Source organism: Armatimonadota bacterium, assembly GCA_035527535.1.
Classification (GTDB): Bacteria; Armatimonadota; Hebobacteria.
The window spans coordinates 1-12,330 of record DATLAK010000070.1 but is presented as its reverse complement, the minus strand read 5'-3'; the positions used below and the strand labels follow the sequence as shown (position 1 = coordinate 12,330).

Annotated in this window: 11 protein-coding genes; all 11 read left to right on the top strand. The window is 68.9% G+C overall.

The window, feature by feature from the left end:
* Positions 1-92 precede the first annotated feature (92 nt).
* On the top strand, positions 93-1,199 hold the full coding sequence (locus VM221_04590) for a hypothetical protein (protein HUT74099.1): 1,107 nt from the start codon (positions 93-95) through the stop codon (positions 1,197-1,199).
* A gap of 23 nt (positions 1,200-1,222) precedes the next feature.
* Positions 1,223-3,022, top strand: a complete 1,800-nt coding sequence (locus VM221_04585; protein HUT74098.1) for an ABC transporter ATP-binding protein — start codon at positions 1,223-1,225, stop codon at positions 3,020-3,022.
* Between the two features lie 64 nt (positions 3,023-3,086).
* Entirely contained in the window at positions 3,087-5,033 is a 1,947-nt protein-coding gene (locus tag VM221_04580) for a DUF5693 family protein (GenBank protein HUT74097.1), read from the top strand.
* Between the two features lie 28 nt (positions 5,034-5,061).
* A complete protein-coding gene (gene atpE, locus VM221_04575; protein ID HUT74096.1) occupies positions 5,062-5,331 on the top strand; it encodes an ATP synthase F0 subunit C in 270 nt (89 codons plus the stop codon).
* 6 nt (positions 5,332-5,337) lie between these two features.
* Positions 5,338-5,850, top strand: a complete 513-nt coding sequence (gene atpF, locus VM221_04570) for a F0F1 ATP synthase subunit B (GenBank protein HUT74095.1) — start codon at positions 5,338-5,340, stop codon at positions 5,848-5,850.
* Entirely contained in the window at positions 5,847-6,404 is a 558-nt protein-coding gene (gene atpH / locus VM221_04565; protein HUT74094.1) for an ATP synthase F1 subunit delta, read from the top strand. The genes atpF and atpH overlap by 4 nt, the downstream gene beginning before the upstream one ends.
* A 17-nt stretch (positions 6,405-6,421) precedes the next feature.
* A complete protein-coding gene (gene atpA / locus VM221_04560) occupies positions 6,422-7,939 on the top strand; it encodes a F0F1 ATP synthase subunit alpha (protein HUT74093.1) in 1,518 nt (505 codons plus the stop codon).
* Between the two features lie 19 nt (positions 7,940-7,958).
* The gene (atpG, locus tag VM221_04555) at positions 7,959-8,849 is read left to right on the top strand and encodes an ATP synthase F1 subunit gamma (protein HUT74092.1); all 891 of its coding nucleotides are present in this window, start codon (positions 7,959-7,961) and stop codon (positions 8,847-8,849) included.
* A gap of 84 nt (positions 8,850-8,933) precedes the next feature.
* Positions 8,934-10,340, top strand: a complete 1,407-nt coding sequence (atpD, locus tag VM221_04550; protein HUT74091.1) for a F0F1 ATP synthase subunit beta — start codon at positions 8,934-8,936, stop codon at positions 10,338-10,340.
* Complete coding sequence (locus VM221_04545) at positions 10,340-10,762, top strand: F0F1 ATP synthase subunit epsilon (GenBank protein ID HUT74090.1); 423 nt, start codon at positions 10,340-10,342, stop codon at positions 10,760-10,762. The genes atpD and VM221_04545 overlap by 1 nt, the downstream gene beginning before the upstream one ends.
* Positions 10,763-11,474: 712 nt before the next feature.
* The coding region (locus VM221_04540; protein HUT74089.1) for a sigma-70 family RNA polymerase sigma factor at positions 11,475-12,330 on the top strand (856 nt) is incomplete at its 3' end.

The following is a 12,330-nucleotide window of genomic DNA, read 5'->3' as shown; positions in this document are numbered from 1 at the left end:
GATAACCGCGACTTCAGCGAAGTCGCGCCCTCAACCGCGCGATGAGCCCCGGGGGTGCCGGGGCGCGTCTCGCCAGGCGGGAGGTGAGTGGGGTGTCGCAGAATGAAGCCCCGGCATCTGACGCGGAGCCGCCAGATGCATCCGGTGAGGCCGGGGCGGAGGTGACCGAGGAGGCGTTTGCCTCCCTGGGTTACGTGGATTGCCTGCAGTATTGCCTGGAGCAGCGGGGCGAACATCAGCCCAAGGCGCTGCTCATGGGAGTCTCGGGAGAGAGCTTTCGCCTGTGCTTCGACCGCAACGACCCGGTGCGCGGGCTGGCGGTCATCTCCCATAATCCCCTGCGTGCGGCGTGCGCGGCGCTGGGCTACGACTCCGATGTCGTGTATCACCGTGACCTCGAGGGGGCGGTCAGCGCGCTCTTGGGGGACTTGAGCGCGCGGGGATGCGCGATCCTGCACACGCGGGCGGAGTGGGTGGTAGTGGAGCCCGACGGCTCGGATCCGAGCCGCGTCGTGGCGCGCCTGGCGGACGGCCGGCTCCGGGCGTGGCCGCGGTCCCGCCTGGAGCAGATGTGGTTGCAGGAGCCGGGGCTGCTCGAGCTCGGGCTCGAGGGCTACTACTACTTCCTGATCGGTGACAAGCAGCGCGACCCCGACCAGCGGGAATCGGCGATGGCGTCGCTGCGGCGGGGGGTGCGACTGCTGACGCGCAGGTCGCGCCTCGACGGGTGCGCCTCGGGGCTGGCGGCCTACGATGAGCTCCGGCAGTCGCTGCTGCGCAAGCAGCGCGACCAGTTGCGGCAGGCGCGCACCGTGCGCAAGTACGCCCTGTGGCATTCCCTTCCCCTCGCCTACATCGGCGATTCTCGGCGGGCGGCGGCGAGCTATCTGACCCTCATTCAAGCCCATTTCGAGGAGGAGGCGCGCGATCACCTGCGCAAGGCCGCCGAGGGATTCCGCAAGGCGGCGCAGGCCCTGGACGAAGTGCCGGTGGTCAAGCAGGCGGTGGCTCCCGCGGCGGCCGGCGAGCCGGCCGCGGACGCGCCCCTGGGGCGCGCCGAGCGCCAGGCGATCCGCAGCTTCTCCTATCTGCGCCGCAAGGCCGCGGGCCGGCTGCGCCGCGCTCAGCGCGCCGAGGAGCAGGCGCTGCTCGAGCTTCGCCGCGCGCTCGAGGCGGCGGAGCGCAAGCACGACAAGTAGCGCCGCGGAGGTCCCCACCGGTCATGAGAAAGTTCCTGCGGCTTCTAGGTTACGCGCGCCCCTACGCGGTGCGCATGGGCCTGGGCGTGGTGTGCGTAGGGGTGGTGGCCCTTACCAATATCACGATGCCCCAGGTCACGAGGTTCGTGATTGACCGCATCCTCGGCAGCCACGGGCGCCCGGTCACCCTCGACCTGCACGTGCTCCGTCTGGTCCTGGCCCCGCTGGCCATGCTCAACTTCATCTTCGTCTGCATCCTGCTGCTCTACGCCGTTCAGGGCGTGGTGTCGTTCGCCCGCACCTACCTCATGAGTTGGGTCGGCCAGCGCGTGCTGTTCGACATCCGCAACAGCCTCTTCCAACGCCTGCAGGAGCTGCCCATGCAGTTTTACCAGCGCCGCGGCACCGGCTACATCATGGCCCGCGTCACCGGTGACGTGGACACCATGGGCGGCATGATCACCTCCAGCACCATTGATCTGTTCACCAACATCGTCACCATCGTCGCCATCGTTGTCATTCTGCTGCTGTGGCACTGGAAGCTGGCGCTGTTGTCCTTCGCGGTCTTGCCGCTGTTCGCCGTCAACTATCACCTCTTCATCCGCTACATCCGCATCATCTGGGTGCGGCTGCGGGACAAGTGGTCCGATCTCTACGGCGAGCTGCACGAGTCCATTGCCGGCGCGCAGGTGGTCAAGGCCTTCTCCCAGGAGCGCTACGAGCAGCGCATGTTCTTCCGCTCCATGCGCGAGACCTATGCCCACAGTGTGGACCTCGCCCGCGTGAGCACCCTCATGGGCGCCATCTCCATGCTGCTGGTCGCCACCGGCACCGCCATCATCCTGTGGTACGGCGGGGCCGAAGTCCTGCGCGGACACCTCAGCATCGGCCAGCTCTTCGCCTTCATCGGCTACCTCGGCATGCTCTACTCGCCGGTGGTGACCCTGAGCACCAGCAACGAGATCATCCAGCGCGCCATCATCAGCGCCGAGCGCGTGTTCGACATCCTCGACGCCCGTTCGAGCGTCAAGGAGGACCCCGACGCCAAGCCCCTGCCGACGGTTGCCGGGCACGTCGTGTTCGACCACGTCTCCTTCAGTTACGAGCCGGAGAAGCTGGTGCTGGACGACATCTCGGTCACGGTCGAGCCAGGGATGGCGGTGGCGTTGGTGGGGCCGAGCGGCTCCGGCAAGACCACCTTCGCCAACTTGATCCCGCGCTTCTACGACCCCACCGCGGGGCGCGTGCTGGTTGACGACCACGACATCAAGCGCGTGACCCTGCGCTCCCTGCGCGCCAACATCGGCATCGTGCTCCAGGAGACCTTCCTCTTCAGCGGCACCATCAAGGACAACCTGCGCTACGGCCGCATGGAGGCGACCGACCAGGACATCGTCGAGGCGGCGATGATGGCCAACTGCCACGACTTCATCGTCAAGGAGCTGCCGGAGGGCTACGACACCGAGGTCGGCGAGCGCGGCCTGCGCCTGTCGGGGGGGCAGAAGCAGCGCATCGCCATCGCCCGCGCCATTCTGCGCGACCCGCGCATCCTCATCCTCGACGAGGCCACCTCCTCTCTCGACTCCGAGGCGGAAGCGCTGATCCAGGAGGCGCTCGAACGCCTCATGCGCGGCCGCACCACTTTCGTCATCGCCCACCGCCTGTCCACGGTGATGAAGGCGGACCTCATCTTCGTCCTGCGCGAGGGACGTCTGATCGAGCGCGGCACCCACCAGCAGCTCGTCGCCGCCAACGGCCTCTACGGCCGCCTCTACCGCAAGCAGTTCAAGCTCGACGATGAGGCGGATTCCCTGCTGGCGTAGGATTTTCATCGCCGACCGCGAAGGATGGTCGTGAGGGCGCGGCCTGAGGCCGTAGGTAGGGACCATGTACCGTGTCAACAGGCTCCTGGTGGTGGTCATGGCAGCGGGCGTTGCCGCCGCCGTCTATGCCGGCGCCCTGCGCTGGCGCGTGGAGATGCCGAACCGGACGGTGGCGCTGGTGCTCGACTGGCAGGAGGTCGAGGCGCTGGCGGCGGCGAGCGGGGTATCCCCGCCCGCCGTGCTGGAGCGGCTGCGCGCGGCGGGCGCCACCGATGTGGCGATCGGCGAGCAGCACCTATCGGATCTCGTCGCCGCCGGCCGGGTGACGGTCCTGCCCGCGTCCGCCGCCGGCCTCGAAGAGACCGTCCCCGCTGAAGGCATCGTCCTGTCGGCGTATGACGAGCCCACGGTGCAACGGCTGCGCATGTGCCTGTCCGCGAAGCTCCCGGCAGGAACCATCGCTGAGACCGCGGGGGCGCCGGGGCTGATACCTTGCCGCGCGCCGCAGGCCTACGTTGAGAGACTCGGCCTCGGCTGGCCGCCGGAGTACTCCGAGATCGCCGCTGCGGCCGGCCTGGGCGTGGTCGCGCGCATGGATAACTACCCCGGCGCATCAGCGCCGGCGATCACCTTCATGCTGGTCTCGGCCGCCGTCGCCGGAGCCGAGCTGGTGATCTTCACCGGGGATCAGGTCTTGGGCTATCCCGGGCTGATCGGCGAAACCGCACAGGTGCTGCGCGCGGCGCGGATCAACTACGGATCGATCGAGCTGGTGGGGCAGTCGGGCGATACGACCCTGGGGCGCGAGTTGGATGGAGAGATCGTGCGCGTGCACAGCATCACCGAGCGCGAGATGTCCACCATCTCCCCGGTGGCCGCCATCGAGCGCTACGTGCGCGCGGTGCGCGAGCGCAACATTCGCGCCTGCTACGTACGCCTGTTCCTGGCGCCGCGCGCCCAGGCCCCGCTGCAGTTCAACCTGCGCTACCTGCAGGCGCTGGGGCGCGAGATGCGCGAGGCGGGATACCGCAGCGGCCGTCCGCAGCCGCTGGCGCCGGTGGAGGTGCCGCCGTGGGCGGTGATGCTGATGGCGGCGGGGGCGGTGGCGGCGGCGGTGTACGGGCTGGGCAAGGTGGTTCCGGTGCCGGAGCGGATGGCTTACCTGCTGGTCATTGGCGGGGTGGCGGCGGGGGCGGGGCTGCTGCAGGCGGCGCCGCAAGTGCTGCGCGTGGAGAAGGCGCTGCTGGCCGCCGTCGCCTTTCCCGTCATCGGACTTATCGCCGTCGCGCGGGGGGCGCGGGGGGCGCGGGCGGCGGCAACGGTCTCCGCCGGCGGCCTGGCGGCGCGCGCGGCGGGCTGGCTCATCGCCGCCTCCGCGATTTCGCTCGCCGGCGGACTGGTGGCGGCGGGGCTGCTCACCGAGCGTCTCTACATCAGCAAAGTGCTGCAGTTCGCGGGCGTCAAGCTGGCGCTCGCCGCGCCCATCATGGCGGCGGCCTTGGTGTGGGTGCTTGGCTTGCACGGCCGAGGGAAGTGGGCGACCTACTGGCGACGCGTGCAGGAGAATGCCCGCGAAGCGTGGAACCGTCCGCTTCATGTGTGGGAGGCGGCGCTGGCGGCGGTGCTGCTGGCAGCGGCCGCGGTCATGCTGCTGCGCTCGGGCAACCAGCCGCCGGTCGAGGTCTCGGGGCTGGAGCTGCATGTGCGCGACTGGCTGGAGCGGGCGCTGATGGTGCGCCCGCGCACCAAGGAGTTTCTGATCGGCCATCCCGCGCTGATGCTGGCGGTGGGCATGGCGCTGCGGGGCCGCACGCGATGGGTGCTGGTGCTCCTGCTGCTGGGAGCGATGGGCCAGGCGTCGCTGGTCAACACCTTCTGCCACTTGCATACGCCGCTGGTGGTATCGCTGGTGCGCAGCGCCAACGGGCTGTGGTTGGGGCTGGCAATCGGCGCGATCGTGGTGTGGTTATGGGACCGGCTTCGCGGGCATACCACGGAGATGCGTCAGTAAAGAACACCAAACCACCGGGAGTCAAGACATGCAATACTTCTCTGCTTTGGCGCTCGCCACCGGCTTCGGCGTCGCGCTCGCGGCATTCGGGGGGGCACTCAGCCAGAGCCGCGCCCTGGCCGCCGCCCTGGAGGGGGTCGCGCGGCAGCCCGAGGCTGCCGGACGAATCCAGACGCTGCTCATCATCGGCCTCGCGTTCATCGAGTCACTGACCATCTACGCGCTCGTGGTGTCGCTGCTGCTGTGGGTCACCCGCATGCCGACGCCGGAAGCGGTGCTCAAGGTCCTCCATCCGTAATCCGCCATGGTGGCCGTCTCCATATTCGAGGAGCTGGGCCTCAACCCGGCGGTGATCTTGCTGCAGGCGCTGGTGTTCCTGCTGCTGCTGGGGGTGCTGGTCCGATTCCTATTCGCGCCGGTGCGCGAGATGCTGGCGGCGCGCGAGCGGCAAGTCAAGGCGCACCTCGACGAGGCACGCCAGCAGCAGGCGGCGGCGGCGGAAGCCCGCGCGGACCTTCAGCAGCGCCTGGATACCATCCAGGATGAGGCCCGCCGGCGCATGCGCGAGGCCGCGGAGGAGGCCAAGGCCGCCCATGACCGCGCACTCGCCGAAGCCCGTGAGCAGGCGGAGAAGCTCCTACAGCGCGCCACCGCCGAAATCGCCCGGGAGAAGGGCAAGGCGGTGGCCGAGCTGCGCGAGCAGGTCGCCGAGCTCGCGCTCAAGGTTGCCTCCAAGGCCATCCAGGACGGCCTCGACGAGGGCGCGCAGCGGCGCGTAATTGACCGCGCGATCGCCGGGCTGGAGCAGGCGGAGTGATCTACCGCCGCATCGCCCGCCGCTATGCGGCCGCGCTCTTGCGCGCCGCCGCCGACCAGCAATTGGTGGAGCAGGTGGCGAGCGATCTCCAATCCGCACATGCGGGCATCGCCGCCGACCCCGCCCTCGCCGCTGCCCTCGCCCATCCCGAGATTCCGTCGCCGCGCAAGCAGGAGATCCTGCAGGCGGTGTTCAGCCGACTGGCCCCGCTGTCGTTGACGTTGCTGGCGCTGCTGGTGCGACGCCGGCGCCAGGCCTACCTGGGCGACGTCATCGCCGAGTACCGCCGACTGGCGGACGAGGCGCGCGGGCTGGCACGGGCGCGGGTGGTGAGCGCCGTGGCCATGACCGCGGAGCAGCAAGCGCGGCTGCGCCGCGCGCTGGAACGGCGCACCGGCAAGCAAGTCGAGCTGACCCGCGAGGTTGATCCCGCGGTGCTGGCGGGGCTGGTGGTGAATATCGGCGACGAAGTGATAGACGCGTCGGCGCGCGGGCGGCTGGAGAAGCTGCGCGAGCTGCTGGCCGCCGCGCGGTTCCGAGGGCTGGGATCATGACGCCGGAGGGCGCGTGAATGAGGATCGAGCCGGACGAGGTCAGCTCCGTCATCCGCGACGAGATCGAACGCTACGGCGCCGCGGCGGAGGCGGTGGGCGTGGGCACGGTGGTGCAGGTGGGCGACGGCATCGCCCGTGTCTATGGCCTGGCAGGCGCCATGGCGGGCGAGTTGATCCAGTTCCCCAAGGAGGTCTACGGCATCGCCCTCAACCTGGAGGAGGACAATGTGGGGTGCATCCTCCTGGGGTCGGACACCGAGATCAAGGAGGGCGACACCGCGCGTACGACGGGCCGCATCGCCCAGGTGCCGGTGGGCGCGGCTTTGGTCGGGCGCGTGGTTGACTCCCTGGGGCGGCCGCTGGATGGCAAGGGGCCGGTGGTCACCGAGCGCACGCGCCCGGTGGAAACCGAGGCGCCGGGAGTGATCGAACGTCAGCCGGTCAAGGAGCCGCTGCAGACCGGACTCAAGGCGATTGACGCCATGACCCCTATCGGCCGCGGCCAGCGCGAGCTCATCATCGGCGACCGCCAGACCGGCAAGACCGCGATCTGCGTGGACACCATCCTCAACCAGCGCGACCAGGACGTCTACTGCGTTTACGTCGCCATCGGCCAGAAGCAGTCCACCGTCGCCACCGTCGTGGACGTCCTGCACAGGCACGGGGCGATGGAGTACACGACCGTGGTCAGCGCCACCGCCGCGGCTCCCGCCGCCATGCAGTACGTGGCCCCCTATGGCGGCTGTTCGATGGCGGAGGATTTCCGCGACCGCGGCAAGCACGCGCTGGTGGTCTATGACGACCTGACGAAGCACGCGCAGGCCTATCGCGAGGTGTCGCTGCTGCTGCGGCGGCCGCCGGGGCGCGAGGCCTACCCCGGCGACATCTTCTACCTGCACGCCCACCTGCTGGAGCGCGCCGCCAAGCTGTCGGACGAGCGCGGCGGCGGCTCGCTGACCGCGCTGCCCATCGTCGAGACCCAGCTCGGGGACTACTCGGCCTACATCCCGACCAACCTCATCTCCATCACCGACGGGCAGATCTACCTGGAGAGCGATTTCTTCTCCGCCGGCATTCGCCCCGCCATCAACGTCGGCATCTCGGTCTCCCGCGTCGGCGGCGCGGCCCAGATCGGCGCCATGAAGCAGGTCGGCGGGCCGCTGCGCAATGCCCTCGCCTACTACCGCGAGCTGTCGGCGTTCGCCAAGTTCGCCACCGAGCTCGATAAAGCGACGCGCGACCAGCTGGAGCGCGGCGAGCGCATGACCGAGCTGCTCAAGCAGCCGCAGTACCGCATGATGTCGGCGGCGGAGCAGGTCCTCTCCCTGTTCGCGGGCACCCAGGGCTTTCTCGACGACGTGGCGGTCGAGCAGGTGCGCGCGTTCGAGCAGGGGCTGCTCGATTTCGTGCGCGAGCACCACCCCGACCTGCCGCGGCGCATCACCGAGACCGGCAGGCTCGACGACGACACGACCGCGCGGCTCAAGCAGGCGGTCGGCGATTTCAAGCAGACGTTCGCCGCGCCAGCAAAGTAGCCGCGGCCACATACCTGCCATGATTTCCACGCGCGACGTGAAGCGGAAGATCCGCACCGTCCACAACATCGAGCAGATCACGCGCGCGATGAAGACGGTGGCCTCCATCAAGCTGCGACGGGCCGAGGTGCGGGTGCGTGCGGCGCGCCCCTATGCCGACCGCCTGGCGGGCCTCCTGGCGGCGCTGGGCGCGGTCGAGATCGAGCATCCGCTGCTGCAGGCGCGCCCCGTGAACACCAACGGTATCATCATCATCGGCGCCGACCGCGGGCTCTGCGGCGGCTACAACGCGAATCTCATCCGCCGCGCGCAGCAGGCCGCCCACGCGGCGCCGCGCGCGCAGTTGATCACCCTGGGGCGCAAGCCGAGCGACTTCTTTCGCCGCGCGGGCTACGACCTGCGCCAGCGCCTGTCGCCCCTGGGCGATGAGGCCGATTTCGGCCCGCTGGCGGAGGTCGCCGACCTCGCCGCTCAGCTCTACGCCGATGGCGAATGGGACGCGGTGGACGTCGTTTACACCCGCTGCGTGCGCGGCCAGCAGACCCCCCCGGTGGTCGAGCGCCTGCTGCCGCTGGCGCCCGCGGAGGGGGTGGGCGCGCTCCGACTCGTCGGGGCGCGAGACAGCCGCGACGTCAGCGAAGTCGCGCCCGCAAGGGAGTTCATCTACGAGCCGTCGCCGCGGCGGCTGTTGGACGAGCTGCTGCCGCGCTACCTGGGCACGCGGGTGTGGGCGGCGGCGCTGGACGCCAAGGCGAGCGAGCACCAAGCGCGAGTGACGGCGATGACGCTCGCCACCGACAATGCGCAAGAAATGATTGACGCGCTCACGCTCCAGTACAACAAGGCGCGCCAGGCCGCCATCACCGGCGAGCTGCTCGACATTGTCGGCACCGCCGAGGCGCTGGCGTGAGTGGCAGCCGCGGATCAACGCGCATCAACGGCGATTCGATAGGGGCCGATCCCCCGATCGCCCCAAGAAGCGGAGTGACGGGAGATGGCAACAGGTAAGGTCGTGCAGATCATCGGGCCGGTGGTGGACGTGCGCTTCAAGCCCGAGCAGCTGCCGCAAATCATGAACGCGATCGTGATCGCTGACCCCGAGCATGATCGAAAGTTGACGGTGGAGGCGGCACAGCACCTGGGCGACGACGTCGTGCGCTGCGTCGCCATGGCCAGCAGCGACGGCCTGCGCCGCGGGATGGAGGCGGTGGACACCGGCGGGCCGATCACGGTGCCGGTGGGGCCGCACACCCTGGGGCGCATGTTCGACGTCCTGGGGCAGCCGATAGACAATAAGCCCGCCCCAGAGGTCACGCAGCGCCTGCCGATCCATCGCGAGCCGCCGTCATTCGAGGAGCAGGGCATCGTCACCGACGTTTTCGAGACCGGGTTCAAGGTGGTGGACCTCATCTGCCCCTACCCGCGCGGGGGCAAGGTCGGCATGTTCGGCGGCGCGGGGGTGGGCAAGACGGTGCTGCTGATGGAGCTCATCCGCAACATCGCGGCCGAGCACGGCGGCACCTCGGTCTTCGGCGGCGTCGGCGAGCGCACCCGCGAGGGCAACCAGCTCTACCTGGAGATGCAGGAGTCGGGGGTCATTGATAAGACGGTCATGGTCTTCGGGCAGATGAATGAGCCGCCGGGGGCGCGCCTGCGGGTGGGGCTGACCGCGCTCACCATGGCCGAGTATTTCCGCGATCAAGAGGGGCAGGACGTGCTGCTCTTCATTGACAACATCTTTCGCTTCGTGCAGGCGGGCAGCGAGGTCTCGGCGCTGCTGGGGCGCATGCCCTCGGCCGTCGGCTACCAGCCCACCCTCGCCAGCGAGATGGGCGAGCTGCAGGAGCGCATCACCTCCACCCAGCGCGGCTCCATCACCTCCCTGCAGGCGATCTACGTCCCCGCCGACGACATCACCGACCCCGCCCCCGCCACCACCATGGCCCATCTCGACGCGGTGACGGTGCTCGACCGCGCCATCTTCGAGAAAGCGATCTACCCGGCGGTAGATCCCCTGCGCTCGACCTCGCGTATCCTCGACCCCGCCATCGTCGGCGACGAGCACTACGCGGTCGCGCGCCAGGTGCAGGAGATGTTGCAGCGCAACAAGGACCTCCAGGACATCATCGCCATCCTCGGCATGGACGAGCTGTCCGACGACGACAAGCTCGTCGTCCAGCGCGCGCGCCGCATCGAGCGCTTCCTGTCGCAGCCGTTCTTCGTCGCCGAGGTCTTCACCGGGCTCGAAGGCCGCTACGTGCGCGTCGCCGACACGGTGCGCGGATTCAAGGAGATCCTCGAGGGCAAGCACGACCATCTGCCGGAGCAGGCGTTCTACATGGTCGGCACCATCGAGGAGGCGATGCAGAAGGCCGAGACCCTGCAGCAGCGAGGAGCGTAATGTCGCCGTCGTTCGAGCTCGAGGTGATCACCCCCGATCGCACGGTGTTCGCCGGATCGGTGACGAGCCTGGTCGCGCCCGGCAGCGAGGGCTCCTTGGGGGTGCTGGCCAATCACGCCCCGTTGATTACCGGGCTCGGCATCGGCCGGGCGCGCGCGACCACCGCTGACGGCGAAGAGACCTACTTCGCCGTCGCCGGGGGCTTCCTACAGGTCGCTGACAACCGCGCGACCCTGCTCGCCGATGCCGCCGAGCGCGCCGACCAGATTGACCTCGCCCGCGCCGAAGCCGCCCGCCGCCGGGCGGAAGAAGAACGCTCGACGCTGACGCGCGGCGAGCCGCGATTCGTCGCCGCGGAGGCGGCCCTGCGCCGGGCGCTCAACCGGCTCCAGATCGCCCGCGACCACGGCGGCGGGCAGTAACCTCGCAACTCCGCGCACAGCCGCGCACTGCGCCTCTCGGTGGGACCCGGATCATGGGTTAAGGCTCGGCGGTGCCATTCCGAGTGGCTAAGCCCGGAGGGCCGCTGGCTAGGCGGCTAGGTCTGCTCTGCAGACCGCCGTGGCGGTGGCGGAGCCACCTAGCCACCTTGGGCCGCCATCCCGGTCTCTGACCTAGGGCCACGGCGGTCGCTGCGCGACCTAGCCGCACCCGACCCCGCGGGGCGGGGACATTTCACGTCACGAAGAAACCGGTCGTAATGGTCGCGCAAGACGGTTCTTCCTTCGCCGCTGCGCATGCTGGGAGCGAGATTCTTCGCCCCGACACGTCGGGGCTCTGAATGACACAACCGTCGCCCGCTGCTGTTCGCATACACTTCGGGGCGGCCCCGCACCAGCCCGCGGCAGTGTCATCGTGATCGCGCGTAGTGCTCCGTCAACCATGTTTCGAGGGATTCCTTGGGCGCGCGATTTTCAATCGCGCGAAACCGCCCGTAGGGGCAAGGCATGCCTTGCCCCTACCTGTGTCGCGCCCGGCGTAGCCCCGCACCAGCCCGCAGCAGCGTCATTCCGGTCGCGCGCAGCGAGAGAGGAATCTCGCTCCCGATAGGACAACGTCAGTGTGAATCCTCTTGTGCCTGACGAGAATGCGAAACCTTCAACGTGTCCTGCGCATCTATACATTCGAAGGCAGATGAAGGTGGCGAACGAGACCCGCCTGGTGGAGCGTGCCGCGACCGGCGATCGAGAGGCGTTCAACGCGCTGGCGGAGTCCTGCAGGCCTTGGGCATTTGGGATCTGCATGCGGCTGGTGCATGACCGGAGAACTGCCGAGGACCTTACCCAAGAAGCCCTCCTGCAATGCTTCCGCCGTCTATCGGAGCTGCGTCAACCATGCCGCTTCCGCTCGTGGCTGAGCCGGGTCGCGGTCAATGTGTGCCGGATGCATCTGCGCAAGCTGCTGGCACGGCCCGAGGAGACAGCCCGGATCGAGCAGGCAGAGGTGTCCACGCAGGTAGATGCGCCCACACCCTTTGGCGTGGATGAGGCACCGGCGCGCCTCGAGCCAACGAGCCGACGCGTCGTAGTGCTGTTCTATGGCGAGGAACTAAGCCATGCTGAGGTCGCCGAGGCACTGTCCCTCTCAGCGGCCGCGGTCAAGAGTCGCCTTCATCGCGCTCGGGAGCAACTGAGAAGGGAGATGTTGACGATGATGAGTGAGGAGCAGAAGGCGAAGTTAGGTGTGCCTGAGGAGAAGCCTTGGGTTCTGCGGACGGTTCTCCTGGTCGAGCCGGACGAGGCAATCCGAGGGCCCCTACGCGAGGGGCTGGAAGCCGCAGGCTACGAGGTGGTTGCGCTGCCGACTGGGGAGGCTGCACTGGAAGCGGTCGAGCAACGTCGCGGGCAGATGCTGATTCTGGACAAGGACTGCGTCGAGCCGAATTGGGTGGAAGTGCTGACGCTACTTCGGGTCGACGCGTGGAGCCGAGAGAATGTTCCTATCGGTGTGCTCGCGGGCCCTTACAGTCCTGATAACAAGCGGGATATGT

Excerpts from the sequence above, each read along its gene's own strand:
- atpD (HUT74091.1), top strand. The coding sequence starts at position 8,934 with ATGGCAACAGGTAAGGTCGTGCAGATCATCGGGCCGGTGGTGGACGTG.
- VM221_04545 (HUT74090.1), top strand. The coding sequence starts at position 10,340 with ATGTCGCCGTCGTTCGAGCTCGAGGTGATCACCCCCGATCGCACGGTG.
- atpG (HUT74092.1), top strand. The coding sequence starts at position 7,959 with ATGATTTCCACGCGCGACGTGAAGCGGAAGATCCGCACCGTCCACAAC.
- atpA (HUT74093.1), top strand. The coding sequence starts at position 6,422 with ATGAGGATCGAGCCGGACGAGGTCAGCTCCGTCATCCGCGACGAGATC.
- atpF (HUT74095.1), top strand. The coding sequence starts at position 5,338 with ATGGTGGCCGTCTCCATATTCGAGGAGCTGGGCCTCAACCCGGCGGTG.
- VM221_04585 (HUT74098.1), top strand. The coding sequence starts at position 1,223 with ATGAGAAAGTTCCTGCGGCTTCTAGGTTACGCGCGCCCCTACGCGGTG.
- atpE (HUT74096.1), top strand. The coding sequence starts at position 5,062 with ATGCAATACTTCTCTGCTTTGGCGCTCGCCACCGGCTTCGGCGTCGCG.
- VM221_04580 (HUT74097.1), top strand. The coding sequence starts at position 3,087 with ATGTACCGTGTCAACAGGCTCCTGGTGGTGGTCATGGCAGCGGGCGTT.